The following is an 18255-nucleotide window of genomic DNA, read 5'->3' as shown; positions in this document are numbered from 1 at the left end:
TCAGCCGACGATTTCGGTGTCGGAAAACCAGTAGCGGATCTCCTGCGCAGCCGTTTCCGGTGCGTCGGAACCGTGAACCGAGTTCTCTCCGATCGAGAGTGCGTGGACCTTGCGGATCGTTCCCTCCTCGGCATTGGCCGGGTTGGTCGCACCCATGATTTCGCGGTTCTTGAGGATCGCGTTCTCGCCTTCGAGAACCTGCACCACCGTCGGGCCGGACGTCATGCCCTCGACCAGTTCACCGAAGAACGGACGATCCTTGTGCACGGCGTAAAAGCCCTCGGCCTCGCGCGTGCTCATCCAGACGCGCTTGGACGCGACGACGCGCAGACCGGCATCTTCGAGCATCTTGGTGACTGCGCCGGTGAGATTGCGCTTGGTCGCGTCCGGCTTGATCATGGAAAAGGTGCGTTCGATCGCCATTGTGGTTCCTTCATGCTGTTCGGAATTCGGAAAGTGGCGGGTCTATACAGGCCCGCCATGGCGATGTGAAGGGGTGCCGGGCGCTCAGGCGGCCGCAGGTATCCGCCGCGCGAGGCCATCGTGGAGATCGAGACAGCGCTCGAACCACGCCTTGACGGGGTCGCCTTCTGCGAGGGGCTCGAATGTCGAGGTCACCCTCACCCACTGGAACGCGCCGGCGACGATGTAGTCGGCAAACAGCGGGGTTTCGCCGCCGATGAAGGGCTGCACGGACAGCATCGATCTCAGCGGCTCAAGATTGGCATGGAACGCCTGGCGTCTTTCGTCGCGGCCAAGCGGCACGTCTTCCAGCCTTTTGCCGAAGCGCTTCTCGCGCGTCGTGCGGAAATAGGCTTGATCATGCGGAGCAAGGCAGTCGTGGATATCGACCACGGCCGCCGTCACCAGCCAGGCGTTGACGTTGAACTGCGTCCATCGCTCGATGAACCGCGCCATCGCCTTGCCGCCCTCCCCGCCGAAGAGCGTCGGGCGATGGGGATAGGTGTCCTCGAGGTAGAGCGCGATGTCGAAGCTGTCGGCGACCACCCTGTCCCCATCGCGGATGACCGGCACGGTTTTCGAAACACCGCCTTCGATCGACGGCACGGAGGTGAACGGTGTCGGGACGGACTCGTAGGCCAGCCCCTTGTGCGCGAGCGCGAAGGCAACCTTCCAGCAATGCGGGCTGAAGGGCCGCGCGGGATCGCGGCCGACCAGATCATAGAGAAGAATAGACATTGGCTTCCGGCCCTCCGCAGGTGTAGGTGTTGCCGCAGAATTGACCTTTCAGGGGGAAAAGGGAAGCTGGATGCAGCAGCATTTTCAGATGTTTGCAGCCTATAACCGTTGGTCCAACGCCCGCATCTACGAGGCAGCGGGCGGGTTGTCGCACGAAGAACTGAACCGCGACACCGGCGCGTTCTTCCGATCGCTGACCGCAACGCTCAACCACATTCTGGTTGCGGACCGAATCTGGCTGAAGCGCTTTACAGGCGAAGGCACGGCCCCATCTGCGCTCGACACGATCCTGCATGCGGATCTCGCGAGCCTTCACGTCGCGCGCATCGCCGAGGATCAGCGCATCGTGGAGTGGATCGGCTCACTCTCATCAAAGGCGCTTTCGGGACGGTTCACCTACCTCACCGTGACGGACATGCGCACGGTGAGCCAGCGGCTGGCACCGGCGCTGGCGCATTTCTTCAACCACCAGACGCACCATCGGGGACAGGCGCATACGATCCTGACCTCGCTTGGCGCGCCCAGTGTCGGATTGGATCTCGTCGCCTTCCAGCGCACGGAGGAAGGCCGCGCCTTTGCGTGACTGCGGACACGGCTGCTCATAGCTTGCAGCGCCTAGCGTTCGATCGGCCGCATTCGTTGAGAGCCAGCAGCGGCTCTCAGCCACCGCTAATGGCCGTCAGGACGAAAACTTCCATTCCTGGCAAGAGCTTCGTCTCGAGCGTCGCGCGCTCACCATCGACGAAGACGTTCATGTGTTTTCGGATCGCGGGCCGCGTGTCGCATATGCGGTCACCCATGCCCGGCCAGAGCCTGTCGAGTTCGGCGACCATCTCGGATACGCTCGAGACCTGCATCTCCACCCGACGCGATGAGCCCGGAAACAAGTCCACCAGCAAGCCGGTCAATTTCACGACAACCGGCACCGATGTTTGCGCTGTTTCATTCGGCATGGTCTGCAAAACCTATCGCGACACGACCAGCGTCTCGACTGACGAGATCGTCGGCAGGTGTTCGGCGATGCAAGACCAGTTGTCGCCCTCGTCATTCGACGCAAAGAGGGCGCCGCCGCCGGTGCCGAAATAGACGCCCGCCGGCTCCAGACTGTCCGTCGCCATCGCCTGCCTGAGCACGCCGAAAAAGGCGTTTTCCTGCGGCAGCCCCTCGCGCAGATCGTCCCACGTGGCGCCACGGTCGCGCGTGCGCCACACCGCAGCCTTGGCGTCCGGCACGAAACGCCCCTTGCTGTCTCCATTGAGCGGCAGGAGATACAGCGTCGAGGGATCGCGCGGATGGACCGCGGCCGGAAACCCGAAAGTGGACGGCAGCCCGGCCTCTATGCTCGTCCAGTTCCTGCCGCCGTCTTCGCTGCGATACATGCCGCAATGGTTCTGCTGGTAGAGAAGGTCGGGCTCGCCCGGCGCCTGCACAAGGCAATGCACGCACTGGCCAAACTCGGGGTAATTCTGCCCTTCCGGCAGATAGTCCGCCCGCGTTCCCTTGTTACGCGGCTCCCATGTGACGCCGCCATCGGCGGTATGGAACACGCCAGCCGACGAAATGCCGATCCAGATGCGGTCTTTGTCTGCGTGGTCGGGCACGAGCGAGTGCAGGATGAGCCCGGCGCCGCCCGGTTGCCAGTCGGGTCGCGTCGGGTGTTTTTGAAGGCCGTCGAGATGCGCGAAGGTCTCGCCCTCGTCGTCGCTGTAGAACAGACCCGCCGGCTGCACGCCCGCATAAAGCCGGCCGTTGCGATGCGCGAGGCTCCAGACTGTCTGAACGGGTTCCTTACCAGTATCGTAGGCGAGACCCTGACTGGAATGTGTCCAGGTTTCGCCGAGATCGGTGGATTTCCAGACGGCGGGGCCGAACCACTCATTACCGCCAGCACCGTAGATCGTGCCGGTATCCGGGTCGCCCACGACATGCTGCATGGGCCACGTCTCGCAAAAGGGACCGCGCAGATCCCATGACGAGCGATCAGCATCACTTTCGGCGATGAAGACGCCCTTCTTGGTTCCGATAAGCACCAGGACGCGCTGCGCCATCGCTCTTCTCCCAACCATGCGCTCCCCTGCCCGGACAGTAAGCTCTCCACTTTGTGTCTGGACAAATAGGTTGTTATCAACATATTTGTCTGATGTCAAAGTCGAATGATTCGAGGATCGCGGACCCGGAACTGCCGTTCTCTACCACTCTTACTGTCCGGGACACGTGCATGTGCCTGCACCTTCAGCGTGCGGCACGGTCCGTTGCGCGTCGTTTCGATGAGGCTTTGAGACCTTCGGGTTTGACCAACGGACAGTTCTCGCTCCTGATGTCTCTGAACCGTCCGGAACCTCCCCTCATGCGGGACGTAGCGGAACTGCTTGCCATGGATCGCACCACCTTGACCGCCATGCTGAAGCCCCTCGCGCGACGAGGCATGGTTCAGATAGCGCCCGACGCCAATGATCGCCGGGGCAAGCGGCTCATTCTTGAAAAGCCGGGTCGCGACGTCCTCAAAGTGGCATTGCCACTCTGGACCAAGACACAAGCCGACATCGAGCGGTCTTTCTCGCCTGAGGCTGAAAGGCTGCGCAATCAGCTTTGTCAGCTCGGCTGAATAATCTCTTTTCTTAGCAAGCCCGACTGACGTCTCAGTGTCCGCTCACGCACTTTGTTCTAATGATATATCAAAAGAAAAATGGCAGCAGCATTGGTTAGTTCCGCCATCGTGGTGCGTGCGCCGCAACGTCCAATACGCAATCTAAAATTGAATCCAAGTTGTTAAGCACAACAAAACCACGCAATTATCTCCTCTGAAACTCTTTGCTTCTTCGTCCGTAGCTTTTGACGCGGCCCACAACGACGTTGGCCGCCCTTCGAAACAACTGAGAGGAGCAACAACATGTCCAAGATACTAGCAATTGTAAGCGCCACGCTTGCGACTGGAGCTATGGCATTCGTGTTGAGCGGACCAGCAAAGGCGATCGATGTGGGAGTGGGCGTCGGCATCGGCGGCGCAAACGGGATCGATGCCGGGCTGGGCGTTTCGGTTGGCGGCGCGAACGGAATTGACGCCGGCTTAGGCGCGTCCGTTGGCGGAGCAAACGGTGTGAACGCGGGCGCTGGCGCGAATGTCGGTGGCGCGAATGGAATTGACGCCGGTCTCGGCGCTTCCATCGGCGGAGCCAACGGCGTCAACGCGGGTGCTGGCGCAAGTGTCGGCGGCGCGAACGGTATCGATGCCGGGCTAGGCGCTTCCATCGGCGGACCGGGCGGCGTCAATGCCGGCGTGGGCGCCAACGTCGGCGGACCCGGCGGCATCGACGTGGGTGTCGGCATCGGCATTGGCGGCGGAACCGGCGGCGGTGGCGGCGGTGGCGGCAACAACGGCGGTGGTGGCAATAATGGCGGCGGCGGCAACAACGGCGGCGGCGGCAACAACGGCGGCGGCGGCAATAACGGCGGCGGCGGCAATAACGGTGGCGGCGGCAATAACGGTGGTGGTGTACCGCCTACAGCCACACAGGGCATGAGCAGCAACGATATGGCCACTGTCCAGCGGCGCTGCCCCGAGATCGTCCGCAACCCGACGATGTACAACACCGACATCGTGACGTTGTGCCGCGCGGTCGAGCAGGCCTCACGCTAGGCTTTGAAAACTACGAGGGCGGCCACAGGGCCGCCCTCCCTTACCGCCCGGCCCTTGCCTTCCGGTCCACGCTCGGCCAATAGAGCGGCATGCTTATCATCGACGACATCTCGCTGCGCATCGCAGGCCGCCTGCTTCTGGACCACGCTTCGCTCACGCTGCCTGCGGGATCGAAGGCCGGCTTCGTCGGTCGCAACGGCACCGGCAAGACAACCCTCTTCAAGGCGATCACCGGCGACCTGCCGACCGAGACCGGGTCCATATCGTTTCCCAAGAGCACGCGGATCGGACAGGTCGCGCAGGAAGCGCCCGGCACCGAAGAACCGCTGATAGACATCGTTCTCAAGGCCGACACCGAGCGTTTGGCCCTTCTCCAAGAGTCCGAGACCGCAACGGACGCCAACCGCATCGCCGACATCCAGATGCGGCTCGCCGACATCGACGCGCATTCCGCGGAATCGCGCGCGGCGACGATCCTCGCGGGCCTTGGTTTCGATACCGAAGCGCAGAAGCGCCCGGCCTCGTCCTTTTCAGGCGGCTGGCGCATGCGCGTCGCGCTCGCCTCCGTGCTCTTCGCCGAGCCCGACCTGCTCCTCCTCGACGAACCGACCAACTATCTCGATCTCGAAGGCACGATGTGGCTGGAAAGCTACGTGGCGAAATATCCGCACACGGTGCTGCTGATCAGCCATGATCGCGACCTGCTCAACCGCTCGGTCAATTCGATCGTGCATCTCGACCAGATGAAGCTGACCTTCTGGCGCGGCGGATACGACCAGTTCGAGCGCCAGCGCGAAGAGCAGCTCGAGCACCAGGAAAAGGCGCGCGTCAAGCAGGAGACGCAGCGCAAGCACATGGAAAGCTTCGTCGAGCGTTTCCGCGCCAAGGCCTCGAAGGCGCGCCAGGCGCAGTCTCGCCTCAAGGCGCTGGAAAAGATGAAGCCGATTTCGGCGGTGATGAACGACAGCGTGCGGCCGTTCTCGTTTCCCGAGCCAGTCAAGACGGTCGCCTCCCCGATCGTCACCATGCAGGCTGGCGCGGTCGGCTATCAGCCGGGCAAGCCGATCCTGAAGGGGCTGACGCTGCGCATCGACGAGGACGACCGCATCGCCCTTCTCGGCGCCAACGGCAACGGCAAATCGACCTTCGCCAAACTCCTGTCGGGCCGGCTGAAGCTGGAAACCGGCGGCGTCACCATCGCGCCGGGGCTGAAAGTCGCGATCTTCGCGCAGCATCAGCTCGATGATCTGCGCCCCGAGGAAACCGCCGTCGAGCATGTCCGCCGCCTGATGCCGGATGCCGCCGAAGCCAAGGTGCGGGCGCGCGTCGCGCAGATGGGTCTCTCGACCGAGAAGATGAACACCAAGGCGAAGGATTTGTCGGGTGGCGAGAAGGCGCGCCTCCTGATGGGCATCGCGGCGTTCGACGGGCCGAACCTGCTCATTCTCGACGAGCCGACCAACCATCTCGACATCGACAGCCGCGAAGCGCTGATGGTCGCGCTGAACGAGTATTCCGGCGCCGTCATGCTGATCAGCCATGACCGCCACCTCATCGAGGCGACGGCCGACCGGCTGTGGCTGGTTCGCGACGGGACGGTTGCGCCTTATGACGGCGACCTCGCCGACTATCGCCAACTGGTCACCGGAAGCACCGGCGACAAGCGCGAGCGCCGCGAGGCGGACAAGGCGTCCAAGGCGGAAAAGCGCCGCGAGGCCGCCGCCCGGCGGCAGGCGATGGAGCCCATCGCCAAAGAAGTTCGTGCGACCGAGGGCCTGATGGAGCGCACGCGCAAACGTATCGATGCGATCGAGGACGAACTTGCCAATCCGGCGCTGTACGAAAAGGACCCGTCGACGGCGACGAGACTTGCCAAGGAGCGCTCCGATCTTTCCAATGCCCTCGCCCGCCAGGAGGAGAAGTGGCTCGATCTCTCGGCGCAGTATGAGGAAGGCATCGCGGAATGACGATCAGGGTCGAAACGCAAGATGCGGTGACGATCGTCACCATCGACCGGGCCGAGGCCCGCAACGCCGTCAATCCGCCGATGGCCGACGCGCTTTTCAAGGCGTTCCTGGCGTTCGAACGCGACGAAACGCAGAAGGTCGCGGTGCTGACCGGCGTGCCGGGCGTGTTCAGCGCGGGCTTCGACCTGAAATGGGCGTCCACCGCGGCCGATGACAAATGGTTCGCGGAGCACGATCTCGACGCCTCTTTCGACCATGCCGACGACCGGCCGCGCAAGGGACCGATGGGCCCGACGCGGCTCTCGCTCTCCAAGCCAGTCATTGCCGCGATATCCGGCCCTGCGGTCGCGGGCGGCATGGAGCTGGCGCTGTGGTGCGACCTGCGCGTGATGGAGCAGTCGGCCTATATGGGCGTCTATTGCCGCCGCTGGGGCGTGCCGCTGATCGACGGCGGAACCGTGCGCCTGCCGCGCATCGTCGGGCATGGCCGTGCCATGGATCTCATCCTGACCGGCCGCAAGGTCGACGCGCAAGAGTGCCGCGAGATGGGTCTCGCCAATCGGGTCTGCGCGGACGGCCACGCGCTGGAGACCGCGCTTGCGCTCGCGCACGATCTCTCCAGGTTTCCCCAGCGCTGCATGCGCGCCGACCGTGTGTCGGCAATCCGACAGTGGTCGCTCGAGCCCGAAGTCGCACTCGCCAACGAATGGAAGAGCGCGGACACGTTCCGCAAGGAAGGCATGGCCGGCGCGGAGCGCTTTGCTGCCGGCAAGGGCCGCGCGGGCGATTTCGACGAGATTTGACGGCCGGCTGCTCTACGCCTTGCGTTCCCAGCGGCGTTCAGGGGTTTGCTGCCAGTAGGTGGCCTGATGGCCTGCGGCTTTCATGGCGCGCCAATGGCTGCGGGCCTGTTCGAGCTGCGTTTCGTCGTGGCCATCGAACATGAACACGGCACGTTCGTAATCCGAAACGTCCGGCGGCGATGCGCCGTCGACCATGAACCGGATCTTCGCCGCGTTGGCCCGGCTTTCACCGCAGGTCAGGAGGATCGGTTGATGCTCGGGCTGCCGTTCGTGTTCCGTGCCGTGAGCCAGGAAGGAATCGTCACGGTATGTCCAGAGGTGCGCATCCAGCGCATCGCGACGCTCCTCGCTGCCCAATTGAACGACGGCGCGCCACCCGCGCTCGACGCTCTTTTCGAGGAGCGGCGGCAGGGCCTCCTCGAGCGTCGACTCGGTCAGATGGTAAAAGAGAACTTCGGTCATGGATCGGTTCCGCCGGGCAAGGAGACGGGACACACGGCCCCGCCTCCAGCCTGATCAGCCTTCGTAGTGGTCGCGCACGAGCCGGTCGAGCAGGCGCACGCCATAACCCGATCCCCAGGACTGGTTGACCTCGGATGCGGGCGCGCCCATCGCGGTGCCCGCGATATCGAGATGCGCCCAGGGCGTGTCCTTGACGAAGCGGTGCAGGAACTGCGCCGCCGTGATGGAGCCCGCATTGCGGCCGGTGCTGTTCTTCATGTCGGCGTTCTTGGAATCGATCAGCTTGTCGTATTCCGGGCCGATCGGCATGCGCCAGAGCTTTTCGGCCGTGGACGTGCCCGCGCCAAGCAGCTTTTCGGCGAGGTCGTCATTGTTCGAGAACAGGCCCGCATGCTCGCTGCCGAGCGCGACGATGATCGCGCCGGTCAGTGTCGCCAGATTGATCATGAAGCGCGGCTTGAAACGCTCGTTGCAATACCAGAGCGCATCGGCGAGCACGAGGCGGCCTTCCGCATCGGTGTTGATCACCTCGATCGTCTGGCCCGACATCGACGTGACGATGTCGCCCGGCCGCTGGGCGTTGCCGTCGACCATGTTCTCGACGACGCCGATGATGCCGACGACGTTCGCCTTCGCCTTGCGGCCGGCCAATGCATGCATCAGGCCGGTCACTGCGGCCGCGCCGCCCATGTCACCCTTCATGTCTTCCATGCCGCCAGCAGGCTTGATGGAGATGCCGCCGGAATCGAACACGACGCCCTTGCCGACGAAGGCGATCGGTTGGTCCTTGGGCTTGCCGCCATCCCACCGCATGACCATCAGACGCGGCGGACGCACGGAGCCCTGGGCAACGCCGAGAAGCGCGCCCATGCCGAGCTTCTTCATTTCCTTCTCGGTCAGAACCTCGACCTTTACGCCCAGCTTTTCGAGTTCGCGCACCTTGTCGGCGAACTCGAGCGTGCCGAGGATGTTTGCCGGCTCGTTGACCAGATCGCGCGCGAGAAGCACGCCGTCGGCCACCGCCTCGGACCCGCCGAACGCCTTCTTGGCCGCAGCGGGATTGGCGCACATAATCGTGATCTTGGCCGATTTTGCGGGCGCAGCGGTGTCGTCGTCCTTCTTCTTCGTCTTGTATTTGTCGAAGGTGTAGGAGCCGAGCACCATGCCGAAGGCGAAAGCCGCGACGTCGTCGGCCGAGGGCTCCGCGCCCGCGACCTCGAAGATGACCGATACGTCCTGCGCCTTGCGCAGTGCCGAGACTGAGGCGCCGCCGATGCGGCTCCATGCGGTTTCGTCGAGCGCTTCCGGCTTGCCGGCGCCAACTGCCGCGATGCGATCAAAGTCGGTTCCGTACGGTGCCAGCACCTCCAGCGTGGTGGCGAGCTTTCCCTTGTACTCGGCGATGCCGAACGCTTTCTTCAAGATGCCCTGCGGATCGCAGGCATCGGCAGCCTCGGAGAGCACGCCACCGTCGGCGGCGATCACGAGGACGCTGCCCTTCTTGGGCGTCGTGATCTTGGCGAAAGTGATTGAAGGTCGAAGTGCCATGAAATATCCCGTTCGAACAAAGTGGGCAGTTGATAGCAGCCTAAGCCGCGCACTGCGGTTGGTGGAAATTGTGGCCCATTGGACACGATTGGCAAGGCCGGCTCAAGCGTCGCATCGCATGGTGGGCGCAATCAGATCCGTTAACCTTGTTTGTTGGCACTTTATTCGCCAAAGTCCAGCAGACTCCCAGCAGGGATGGCAAGGATAGTGGTTGGCGCGCATTCGTGCAGCGCATCGTCGTATCGCGATGGTGTGGTTTATCGATAGCTCGCCGTACCCTCGACACAAAGAACCGGATCGTCACGGCACATGAAAGTCGTCGAACTCTACATCCTGCGCAGAGCACTGGGGATCTTTGCAGCCACGCTGTTCTGGGTGCTCGCGATCGTATGGACGACGCAAATCCTGACGCGAATCAACGTGGTAACCGGAAACGGCCAGTCTGCGGCGACGTTCTTCGAAATCGCGTGGCTGGTGCTTCCCGCCGTCATACCGGTGGTGATCCCGTTCGCCGTCGGCATAGCGGTCGCGCAGACGCTGACCACGATGAACACGGATTCCGAGCTGATCGTCATCAGCGCGGCCGGCAGCCCGCGCATCACAGTGCTGCGGCCTATCCTGCTCCTGGCGATCGTGTCGTGCATCGTCGCGTTCACGGTCAACAATTTCATCGAGCCGTACTCGCGCGAACGGCTTCGTATCCTCATTTCCGAGGCGCGAGCGGACCTGATCACCACGGTCATCCAGGAAGGGGCGTTCCAGCAGATAGAGCCCGGCCTTTATATGCAGATCGGCGAGAGACTGCCGGACGGGCGCTTCGGCGGCATCTTCGTGTCCGACACGCGCGAGGAAAACGCCGAGCTCATCTACTACGCCAAGACCGGCTCGGCGCTGGAAGTGGCGGGCGAGAATCTCCTCGTCATGCAGGACGGCGTCGTGCATCGCCGCACCGGGGATGCGGTCTCGATCATCCAGTATCGATCCTACGCACTGGACCTGTCGCAGTTCATGGCGAGCGGCGGCGGTCCGACATTGCTGCCCAAGGATCGGACGCTCGGCTATCTGATGAACCCCAGTCCCGACGACAAGATCTTCAAGGCATCGCCGCAAGCCTTCCGCGCCGAACTGCACCGCCGGTTCACCGAATGGCTCTACCCGCTCGTGTTCGCGCTGATCGGCCTTGCCGTCGCGGGTGATTCCCGCTCGTTCCGCGAAGCGCGCATCCATCCGCTGCTGACGACGATGTCGATCGCGATGCTGGTGCGCTGGGCCGGCTACTTCGTCTCCGAAAAGATTTCCAGCGACTGGACCTGGGCACCGTTCGCCTATGCCATCCCGATCCTGGCCTCAATGGTCGCGATCTTCTTTATCGCCACGAACCGCGTGATGGAACTGCCGATTTCGCTGGTCGAGCGCATGACGGCGGTCGTGCAGAGAATACAGCAGCGCATGATCGCCCTGAAAGTGCGCCTGTCGGGCTATCGCGGGCCGATCTCGAGGAAGTCCGCATGATCGGTCTGACCCTCGCGCGCTATTTCTTCATGCGATACATCGTCATCACGATGTGGTTCTTCATCGGCGTGGCGACGCTGGTGTTCATCATCACCTTCACCGAGCTTTCGGGCCGGATGAGCGGTCTTCCCGGATATTCGGCTGCGCTGACGCTTGGTATCGCATCCTTGCAGACGCCGATGGTCATGCTCCAGGCGGTGCCGTTCATCGGGCTCGTCTCGGGCATGATGACGCTGATCTCGCTCAACCGGAAATACGAGCTCGTGGTGGCGCGCTCGGCCGGCATCTCGGCCTGGCAGTTCCTCGCGCCGATCTGTTTCGGCGCCCTCGTCTACGGCCTGGCGACGCTGTTCGTGCTCAATCCGCTTGCCGCGAACGGCCTCGAAATGGCCCAGTCGATCGAATCGCAAATCCGCAGCGGAAAATCCGGATCGGTCGAGAGCGCCAACTCGCCCTGGATCAAGCAGCGCACGGCCGAAGGCGAGACGATCATCGGCGCGCGCACGATCCTCAACCAAGGGCTGGAACTGGCGGGCGCCACCTTCCTGCGTATCGACGCGGATGGCGACCTCTTCGAGCGAATCGATGCGCGCACGGCGCATCTGCGCGACGGCCACTGGGAACTTCTCCAGGCAAGCCGGTTTCGCAATGGCGATTTGCCCGAACGCGTGGAAAGCATGGAAATCCCAACCAATCTGACACCGGAATTCGTGCAGGAGCGCCTCGCGCGACCGGAATCGATTCCCTTCTTCGAACTGCCGCGCAAGATTGCCGCAGCCCGCTCGTTCGGTCTTAGCGCCAACGCATTCGCGACGCATTTCCATTCCCTCGTGGCCCTGCCCGCCCTTCTGGTTGCCATGACGCTGATTGCCGCCACGGTCTCGATGCGATTTGCAAGAATGGGTCAATCGGCGACGATTATTCTGGGTGGCATCATGGCCGGCTTTCTGCTTTATGTCGTTTCGGTTCTGGTCAAAGCGTTCGGTAGCGCAGGGTTCGTACCGCCGGTTGCGGCGGCGTGGTTCCCGGTTCTCGTCGCAGGTTTCTTCGGGGTGACTTTTCTCTTGTACAAGGAGGACGGTTAGGTGTTGGGCGTGAACGCGACATATCGCGGGTCCGCCCCGTTTGCGCGCCTCGCCGGCGCGACTGCGCTCGCCTGTGTCATGGCGTACGCGGTTGCACCGAGCGCTGCGCAGGCGCAGGCCATCAACCTCGAAGACACGGGCGTTTCCCGCGATGCGGAGATGCTGCTCGAAGCCGATACGATCGTCTATGACAACGACCGGAACACGGTCACCGCCGTCGGCGGCGTGCAGATCGACTATGACGGAAACCGCCTCGTCGCCCAGCGCATCACCTATGATCGCGCGACGTCGCGGCTGATCGCCAGCGGCGGTGTCGAGATCGTCGATCCGCAGGGCACGCGCATCTATTCCGACGAGCTCGACGTCACCGACGATTTCCGCGATGCGTTCGTTCGTACGCTGCGTGTCGAGACCGCGGACAAGACCTATTTTGCGGCTGAAAGCGCCGACCGGCGTGATGGCGCGGTGACGACGTTCAACTACGGCGTCTACACGGCCTGCGAGCCTTGCGAAGACAAGCCCGACAAGCCGCCGATCTGGCGCGTAAAGGCGCAGAAGATCATCTGGAACGGCGAGACGAAGATCATTCGCTTCGAGCGCGCGCGCTTCGAGTTCTTCGGCATGCCGCTGGCGTTTTTGCCGGTGTTCGAGATCGCGGACCCGACGGTCAAGCGCAAGACTGGCTTCCTGATTCCAAGCTACAAGTCGGCCGACGACCTTGGGCACGGCGTTCAGGTGCCGTTCTACTGGGCGCTCGGCGATACGTACGACCTCACGCTGAAGCCGACCGTCTATTCCAAGCAGGGCTTCCTCGGCGAGGCGGAGTGGCGCCAGCGCTTCAACAATGGCGAATACTCGATCACGGTCGCCGGCATCCGCCAGCAGAATCCGGAAGAGTTTTACAACGACCTCACGAATCCTGCGGCGCGCGCAGCACGTGCATTGTCATCATCCGACAATGAGGAATGGCGCGCGATGATCGGCTCGAAGGGCCGCTTCACGATCAATCCGCGCTGGACGTTCGGCTGGGACGTGATGGCCCAGACCGACAAGAACTTTTCCTACACCTACGGCATCGACGGCTATGACCAGCTCAAGCGCCGAAATCAGGTGTATCTGACCGGCCTGAACGACCGGAACTATTTCGACCTACGCGCCTACAAATTCAACACGCAGGAAGCGACGCGAGATCGTAATCCCGAAACTGGCGAGGCCTATGCAAGCGCACGCAATTCGCGCCAGCCTTGGGTCCTGCCGTCCTTCGACTACGCCTATACGCCCGATGAGCCGGTCGCGGGCGGCGAGCTCAATATCGACGTGAACTTGCAGGTGCTGTCGCGCAGCGAGCTTGACCAAAGGCTCCTCACTGGTGCCGGTGTTAGCCCACAGTCGCTGGTACGCGGCATTGATGGTACGTCCGCGCGGCTGACCGCCGAAGCTGAGTGGAAGCGCACCTTCATCACCCAGGGCGGTTTCGTCCTGACCCCCCTCCTCGCAGGTCGCGGAGATGCGATCGGTGTGGATTACAGGGGCGGTTCGGTCGCTGCGATCGAAAACGTCGCCAACCTCAACGACTTCGAAGCCGACATCCGCTCGTCCTACTACCGCGCCATGGCGACGGCAGGCTTGGAGGCGCGCTGGCCGGTGCTGTTCTCGACCACCAGTTCGACGCACGTCCTCGAGCCGATGGGGCAGCTCTTCGCACGGCCAGATGCGGCTTACGGGGAAACCTACGGCATCCCGAACGAGGATGCGCAGAGCCTTGTCTTCGACGCATCGAACCTCTTCGAGCGCGACAAGTTCTCCGGCTACGACCGCATCGAGGGCGGCGTGCGCGCCAATCTCGGTGTTCGCTACTCCGGCGCATTCGGCAATGGCTGGTCGACGAACGCTCTCTTCGGCCAATCCTTCCATCTCGCAGGCGACAACCCGTACGCCTCGGCCGACCTGGTTCATGCCGGCTCGTTCTCGGGTCTCGAGACCAACCGCTCCGACTATGTCGGCTCGATCGGCCTGATAAGCCCGGTGGGACTGTCGCTCGCGGCAGGCGCCCGCTTCGACGAGAAGGATTTCGAGGTTCGCCGCACCGACGTCAGCGCCTCCTATGCCTCGACGCCGGTCACCGTCTCCGGCGTCTACTCCTTCATCGATGCGCAGCCGGACTACGGTTTCCCGGAAGACCGGCATGAAGTGCGCGGCAACGCGTCACTGCGTTTCCAGGAAAACTGGCGCCTGTTCGGTGGGGGCACCTACGACATCACGAGTGAAACCGTCGTGCGCAAGTCGATCGGCTTTGCTTATGACGACGAGTGCTTCACCTATGTGATGACCGCGTCCGAAGTGCAGGAGCCCGGTAGCAGCGAGAAGTCGCGCAGCTTCGGCTTCCAGATTTCACTGCGCACGATCGGCGATTTCGGATCGACCGTAGGCGGCACAAACAGCACATTCTGATACCATGGTGAAACGAACCGTGACCCAGCGTCACGGTTTCGCCCTATAATGCAGCCACGGGATGAATTCCGCATCATAGCGGCAAGACCAATGGGAGACCCAAGGATGGGAAGCATCAAAAGCGTCCTGCGCCCCTACGCAATTGCGCTCGCACTTGCAGGCGCCGTTGCGCCGTTCGCAGCCGCGCCGGCCTTCGCGCAGGCCAGCGAGATCCGGTATATCGTCAACAACGTGCCGGTGACGAGCTACGACATTCAGCGACGCGCGGCGTTCCTGCGGCTTCAGGGCACCGGCAACGCCAACAGCGCCGCCGAAGAGCAGATGATCGAGCAGGCCGTGCGCGCCGCGGAGATCAAGCGCCGCAACATCAACATTTCCGACGATCAGGTGGCGGCGGCCTATGCGCGCTTCGCCCAGTCGAACAAGCTGCCGGTCGCGCAGATGGACAAGGTCCTGAACGATTCCGGCGTGACCAAGGCGCATTTCCGTGAGTTCATCCGGGCACAGATGGGCTGGTCGCAGGTCATGAGCCAGCAGGCAGGCGCAGCCGGCGGCGCGCTGAGCGAGCAAGACGTCGTCCAGAAGATGCTCCAGCAGGGCGGCGACAAGCCGAAATCCACCGAATACATGCTTCAGCAGGTCATCTTCGTGGTGCCGGCAGCAGAGCGCGGGGCGAAGCTCGGCCAGCGCAAGCGCGAGGCGGAAGCCATGCGCCAGCGTTTCCAGGGTTGCGAAACGACCCGTGAATTCGCCAAGGGCCTGCTCGACGTGACCGTGCGCGACCTCGGCCGCGTTCTCGAACCCGAATTGCCGCCGGACTGGAAGCAGCAGATCATCTCCACCAAGGCCGGCGGCGCGACGGTCGTTCGCGAAACCGACCGAGGTGCCGAGTTTATCGGCATCTGCAGCTCGCGCGAAGTCTCCGACGACCGCGTTGCGCAGATGGTGTTCTCCGCCGAACAGGATGGTGGCGGCGATCGCGACGCGGAGTCGAAGAAGCTGACCGCGGAACTGCGCGCGAAGGCACAGATCATCAAGCGTTGACATGCACGCCGTTGCGGCATTCGAACCGGGGCGGCCTGCGTGACACCACTTGCACTGACATCGGGCGATCCTTCCGGCATCGGGCCGGAGATCGCCCTCGAAGCGTGGCGGCGGCGTAACGACGACGCCTTGCCACCCTTCTATCTCCTCACCGATCCGGATTTTCTGGCGGCGCGTGCGCAATCTCTGGGCATGGCGCTCCCGTTCAAGGTGGTGCAGCCCGATGCGGCAGCGTCCGTCTTCGGCGATGCACTTCCGGTCGTCGCACTTCATGCCCGGTTCGAGGATGCGGCAGGCGAGCCGCGCAGCGCCAATGCGGCGGGCGTGATCGAGGCCATCGACCGCGCGGTGGACGACGTCGCATCGGGCCGTGCCGGCGCGCTCGTCACCTGCCCGATCGCGAAGAAGCCGCTCTACGATGCCGGGTTCAGCTTTCCCGGCCATACCGAATATCTCGGTCATCTGGCCGGGTTGCGCTACGGCGGGACCGCGACCCCCGTCATGATGCTGGCCGGCCCTGACCTGCGCGCAGTGCCTGTGACGATCCATATCCCGCTCGCGGACGTTCCGCGCCAACTCACCACGCAGGCCATCATCGACGTTGCGACGATTACGGCTGCCGATCTGCAATCGCGGTTCGGGATCGAAGCGCCGCGCCTGGCCGTTGCCGGCCTCAATCCGCATGCGGGCGAAGGCGGCGCGATGGGGCACGAGGACGACGAGATCATCCGGCCGGCGATCGACGCGTTGCGGCAGCGCGGCATCGACGCACGCGGCCCCCTGCCCGCGGACACGATGTTTCATGCGCGCGCCCGCGCAACCTATGACGCGGCAATCTGCATGTATCACGACCAGGCGCTGATCCCAGCGAAGGCGCTCGCCTTCGACGAGACGGTCAACGTGACGCTCGGGCTGCCGTTCATCCGCACCTCTCCAGATCACGGCACCGCATTCGACATCGCGGCGAAGGGCATCGCGCGGCCGGACAGCCTGATCGCAGCCTTGAAGCTTGCGCGGAGCATGGCCGACGCCACGGCTGTGCGGCCATGAGCGTCGACGGGCTGCCGCCGCTGCGAGACGTCATCGAACGGCATGAATTGCGCGCGAAGAAATCGCTCGGCCAGAACTTCCTGCTCGACCTCAACCTCACCTCGAAAATCGCGCGCGCCGCCGGCAACCTGACGAACACGACTGTGATCGAGGTCGGCCCCGGCCCCGGCGGACTGACGCGCGCGCTGCTCATCAACGGCGCCAAGCGGGTCGTGGCGATCGAGCGGGACGAGCGCTGCCTTGCCGCACTCGCCGAGATTTCCGCACATTATCCCGGACGGCTGGAGGTGATCCCCGGCGACGCGATGAAGACCGATTTCGCTGCGCTTGCGGCAGGATCGTCAGATGTGAAGATCATCGCCAACCTGCCCTATAATATCGGGACGGAATTGCTGGTGCGCTGGCTGACGACCGCCGACTGGCCGCCCTTCTACTCGTCCATGACGCTGATGTTCCAGAAGGAAGTCGCGCAGCGCATCGTCGCGCAGGCCGGCGACGACGCCTATGGGAGGCTTGGCGTGCTCGCGGGCTGGCGAACGCAGGCGCGCATCGTGTTCGACCTGCCGCCACAGGCGTTTTCGCCGCCGCCGAAGGTGACGTCCGCCGTCGTCCACATCGTGCCTAGAGCCGAGCCTCTGCCCGCCGACGTCAAGACGCTCGCCCGCGTCACGGAAGCTGCCTTCGGACAGCGCCGCAAGATGCTGCGTCAGAGCCTCAAGGGCATAGGCGGGGAGCGGTTGCTTGAGGCGACCGGCATCGACGGGACGCGACGCGCCGAGACCTTGTCCGTCGCCGAGTTCGTCGCGCTGACGAGCGCGCTGCGACCAACGGCTGGGGCTTAATCCAGCTTCTCATCCATGAGACCAGTCACGAAGTCGAACAGGCCGGGCCGGCGGTCGCGGCGAAGGCGCTCGGCTGCGACGATGGCCTGAACCGACGCGAAGGCGACGTCCAGATCCTCGTTGATGACGACGTAGTCGTAGTCGCGCCAGTGCTCGATCTCGACCCGCGCATTCTTCAGCCGCGCATCGATGACGTCGTCCTGATCCTCGGCGCGCCGGCGGAGGCGACCCTTCAACTCCTTCATCGAGGGCGGCAGGATGAAGATCGACACGATGTCGGCGCGCATCTTTTCGCGAAGCTGCTCGGCACCTTGCCAGTCGATGTCGAACAACATGTCGCGGCCTTCGCTCAGCGCGCGTTCGGCCGGCGCTCGCGGCGTGGCGTAGAAATTGCCGTGGACCTCGGCCCATTCCAGCAACTCGTCATTGTCGCGCATGATTTCGAATTCGCGGCGCGAGGCGAAGTGATAGTGGCGTCCGTCGATCTCGCTGCCGCGACGCTGCCGCGTGGTGGCGCTGATCGACAATTCGAAAGCGTGGTCGCTTTCCAGCAGATTGCGCGCGATCGTGGATTTTCCCGCGCCTGACGGCGACGAGAGGACCAGCATCAGGCCGCGGCGGCGAATGGAAGCGTTGAGCGGCGTGGTCGCCATG

Annotated in this window: 18 protein-coding genes; 11 read left to right on the top strand and 7 right to left on the bottom strand. The window is 63.6% G+C overall.

What is annotated here, in order from left to right; genetic code table 11:
• The gene (gene ndk, locus AAFN55_RS08635; RefSeq protein ID WP_347798443.1) at positions 1–423 is read right to left on the bottom strand and encodes a nucleoside-diphosphate kinase; all 423 of its coding nucleotides are present in this window, start codon (positions 421–423) and stop codon (positions 1–3) included.
• 84 nt (positions 424–507) lie between these two features.
• Entirely contained in the window at positions 508–1200 is a 693-nt protein-coding gene (locus AAFN55_RS08630) for a glutathione S-transferase family protein (protein ID WP_347798442.1), read from the bottom strand.
• Between the two features lie 70 nt (positions 1201–1270).
• Between AAFN55_RS08630 and AAFN55_RS08625 the strand changes: the two genes are divergently transcribed.
• Positions 1271–1783, top strand: a complete 513-nt coding sequence (locus tag AAFN55_RS08625; RefSeq protein ID WP_347798441.1) for a DinB family protein — start codon at positions 1271–1273, stop codon at positions 1781–1783.
• A gap of 76 nt (positions 1784–1859) precedes the next feature.
• Here the strand turns inward: AAFN55_RS08625 and AAFN55_RS08620 are convergent, their stop codons facing one another.
• On the bottom strand, positions 1860–2153 hold the full coding sequence (locus AAFN55_RS08620) for a MoaD/ThiS family protein (RefSeq protein WP_347798440.1): 294 nt from the start codon (positions 2151–2153) through the stop codon (positions 1860–1862).
• Between the two features lie 12 nt (positions 2154–2165).
• Positions 2166–3248: an exo-alpha-sialidase gene (locus tag AAFN55_RS08615; RefSeq protein ID WP_347798439.1), complete on the bottom strand. Its 1083-nt coding sequence runs from the start codon at positions 3246–3248 to the stop codon at positions 2166–2168.
• 92 nt (positions 3249–3340) lie between these two features.
• Between AAFN55_RS08615 and AAFN55_RS08610 the strand changes: the two genes are divergently transcribed.
• The 4 genes from AAFN55_RS08610 to AAFN55_RS08595 all read left to right on the top strand — a co-directional run bounded on the left by AAFN55_RS08610 (position 3341) and on the right by AAFN55_RS08595 (position 7607).
• The gene (locus tag AAFN55_RS08610; protein ID WP_347798438.1) at positions 3341–3805 is read left to right on the top strand and encodes a MarR family transcriptional regulator; all 465 of its coding nucleotides are present in this window, start codon (positions 3341–3343) and stop codon (positions 3803–3805) included.
• A gap of 285 nt (positions 3806–4090) precedes the next feature.
• Positions 4091–4837: a hypothetical protein gene (locus AAFN55_RS08605; protein ID WP_347798437.1), complete on the top strand. Its 747-nt coding sequence runs from the start codon at positions 4091–4093 to the stop codon at positions 4835–4837.
• Between the two features lie 89 nt (positions 4838–4926).
• Positions 4927–6804, top strand: coding sequence for an ABC-F family ATP-binding cassette domain-containing protein (locus tag AAFN55_RS08600; RefSeq protein ID WP_347798436.1), 1878 nt, complete (start codon positions 4927–4929; stop codon positions 6802–6804).
• Complete coding sequence (locus AAFN55_RS08595; protein WP_347798435.1) at positions 6801–7607, top strand: crotonase/enoyl-CoA hydratase family protein; 807 nt, start codon at positions 6801–6803, stop codon at positions 7605–7607. The genes AAFN55_RS08600 and AAFN55_RS08595 overlap by 4 nt, the downstream gene beginning before the upstream one ends.
• A gap of 12 nt (positions 7608–7619) precedes the next feature.
• On the opposite strand, the gene AAFN55_RS08590 is transcribed toward AAFN55_RS08595, so the two are convergent.
• Both AAFN55_RS08590 and AAFN55_RS08585 read right to left on the bottom strand, forming a co-directional pair.
• A complete protein-coding gene (locus AAFN55_RS08590; protein ID WP_347798434.1) occupies positions 7620–8069 on the bottom strand; it encodes a DNA polymerase III subunit chi in 450 nt (149 codons plus the stop codon).
• A 54-nt stretch (positions 8070–8123) separates the two neighbouring features.
• Positions 8124–9617, bottom strand: coding sequence for a leucyl aminopeptidase (locus AAFN55_RS08585; RefSeq protein WP_347798433.1), 1494 nt, complete (start codon positions 9615–9617; stop codon positions 8124–8126).
• Between the two features lie 309 nt (positions 9618–9926).
• Here AAFN55_RS08585 and AAFN55_RS08580 point away from each other — a divergent pair, with 309 nt between their 5' ends.
• The 6 genes from AAFN55_RS08580 (at position 9927) to rsmA (ending at position 17601) form a co-directional block, all read left to right on the top strand.
• Positions 9927–11129 carry an LptF/LptG family permease gene (locus AAFN55_RS08580; protein ID WP_347798432.1) on the top strand — a complete coding sequence of 401 codons (1203 nt, stop codon included), beginning with the start codon at positions 9927–9929 and terminating at the stop codon, positions 11127–11129.
• A complete protein-coding gene (lptG, locus tag AAFN55_RS08575; RefSeq protein WP_347798431.1) occupies positions 11126–12214 on the top strand; it encodes an LPS export ABC transporter permease LptG in 1089 nt (362 codons plus the stop codon). Before AAFN55_RS08580 ends, lptG begins: the two co-directional genes overlap by 4 nt.
• Before the next feature lie 78 nt (positions 12215–12292).
• Positions 12293–14665 (top strand): LPS-assembly protein LptD, encoded by a 2373-nt coding sequence (locus tag AAFN55_RS08570; RefSeq protein ID WP_347800223.1) that lies wholly within the window; start codon positions 12293–12295, stop codon positions 14663–14665.
• A 105-nt stretch (positions 14666–14770) separates the two neighbouring features.
• Positions 14771–15709 (top strand): peptidylprolyl isomerase, encoded by a 939-nt coding sequence (locus AAFN55_RS08565; RefSeq protein WP_347798430.1) that lies wholly within the window; start codon positions 14771–14773, stop codon positions 15707–15709.
• 39 nt (positions 15710–15748) lie between these two features.
• Positions 15749–16759 carry a 4-hydroxythreonine-4-phosphate dehydrogenase PdxA gene (gene pdxA / locus AAFN55_RS08560; RefSeq protein WP_347798429.1) on the top strand — a complete coding sequence of 337 codons (1011 nt, stop codon included), beginning with the start codon at positions 15749–15751 and terminating at the stop codon, positions 16757–16759.
• Positions 16756–17601 carry a 16S rRNA (adenine(1518)-N(6)/adenine(1519)-N(6))-dimethyltransferase RsmA gene (gene rsmA, locus AAFN55_RS08555; protein ID WP_347798428.1) on the top strand — a complete coding sequence of 282 codons (846 nt, stop codon included), beginning with the start codon at positions 16756–16758 and terminating at the stop codon, positions 17599–17601. The genes pdxA and rsmA overlap by 4 nt, the downstream gene beginning before the upstream one ends.
• Here the strand turns inward: rsmA and gmk are convergent.
• Entirely contained in the window at positions 17598–18254 is a 657-nt protein-coding gene (gmk, locus tag AAFN55_RS08550; RefSeq protein ID WP_347798427.1) for a guanylate kinase, read from the bottom strand. The genes rsmA and gmk overlap by 4 nt on opposite strands.
• Position 18255 lies beyond the last annotated feature (1 nt).

The sequence above is a fragment of the Mesorhizobium sp. CAU 1732 genome (assembly GCF_039888675.1).
Taxonomy (GTDB): Bacteria; Pseudomonadota; Alphaproteobacteria; order Rhizobiales; family Rhizobiaceae; genus Aerobium.
This window is presented reverse-complemented; position numbering and strand designations above follow the sequence as displayed.

Excerpts from the sequence above, each read along its gene's own strand:
- ndk (WP_347798443.1), bottom strand. The coding sequence starts at position 423 with ATGGCGATCGAACGCACCTTTTCCATGATCAAGCCGGACGCGACCAAG.
- AAFN55_RS08630 (WP_347798442.1), bottom strand. The coding sequence starts at position 1,200 with ATGTCTATTCTTCTCTATGATCTGGTCGGCCGCGATCCCGCGCGGCCC.
- AAFN55_RS08625 (WP_347798441.1), top strand. The coding sequence starts at position 1,271 with ATGCAGCAGCATTTTCAGATGTTTGCAGCCTATAACCGTTGGTCCAAC.
- AAFN55_RS08620 (WP_347798440.1), bottom strand. The coding sequence starts at position 2,153 with ATGCCGAATGAAACAGCGCAAACATCGGTGCCGGTTGTCGTGAAATTG.
- AAFN55_RS08615 (WP_347798439.1), bottom strand. The coding sequence starts at position 3,248 with ATGGCGCAGCGCGTCCTGGTGCTTATCGGAACCAAGAAGGGCGTCTTC.
- AAFN55_RS08610 (WP_347798438.1), top strand. The coding sequence starts at position 3,341 with ATGTCAAAGTCGAATGATTCGAGGATCGCGGACCCGGAACTGCCGTTC.
- AAFN55_RS08605 (WP_347798437.1), top strand. The coding sequence starts at position 4,091 with ATGTCCAAGATACTAGCAATTGTAAGCGCCACGCTTGCGACTGGAGCT.
- AAFN55_RS08600 (WP_347798436.1), top strand. The coding sequence starts at position 4,927 with ATGCTTATCATCGACGACATCTCGCTGCGCATCGCAGGCCGCCTGCTT.
- AAFN55_RS08595 (WP_347798435.1), top strand. The coding sequence starts at position 6,801 with ATGACGATCAGGGTCGAAACGCAAGATGCGGTGACGATCGTCACCATC.
- AAFN55_RS08590 (WP_347798434.1), bottom strand. The coding sequence starts at position 8,069 with ATGACCGAAGTTCTCTTTTACCATCTGACCGAGTCGACGCTCGAGGAG.
- AAFN55_RS08585 (WP_347798433.1), bottom strand. The coding sequence starts at position 9,617 with ATGGCACTTCGACCTTCAATCACTTTCGCCAAGATCACGACGCCCAAG.
- AAFN55_RS08580 (WP_347798432.1), top strand. The coding sequence starts at position 9,927 with ATGAAAGTCGTCGAACTCTACATCCTGCGCAGAGCACTGGGGATCTTT.
- lptG (WP_347798431.1), top strand. The coding sequence starts at position 11,126 with ATGATCGGTCTGACCCTCGCGCGCTATTTCTTCATGCGATACATCGTC.
- AAFN55_RS08570 (WP_347800223.1), top strand. The coding sequence starts at position 12,293 with ATGGCGTACGCGGTTGCACCGAGCGCTGCGCAGGCGCAGGCCATCAAC.
- AAFN55_RS08565 (WP_347798430.1), top strand. The coding sequence starts at position 14,771 with ATGGGAAGCATCAAAAGCGTCCTGCGCCCCTACGCAATTGCGCTCGCA.
- rsmA (WP_347798428.1), top strand. The coding sequence starts at position 16,756 with ATGAGCGTCGACGGGCTGCCGCCGCTGCGAGACGTCATCGAACGGCAT.
- gmk (WP_347798427.1), bottom strand. The coding sequence starts at position 18,254 with ATGGCGACCACGCCGCTCAACGCTTCCATTCGCCGCCGCGGCCTGATG.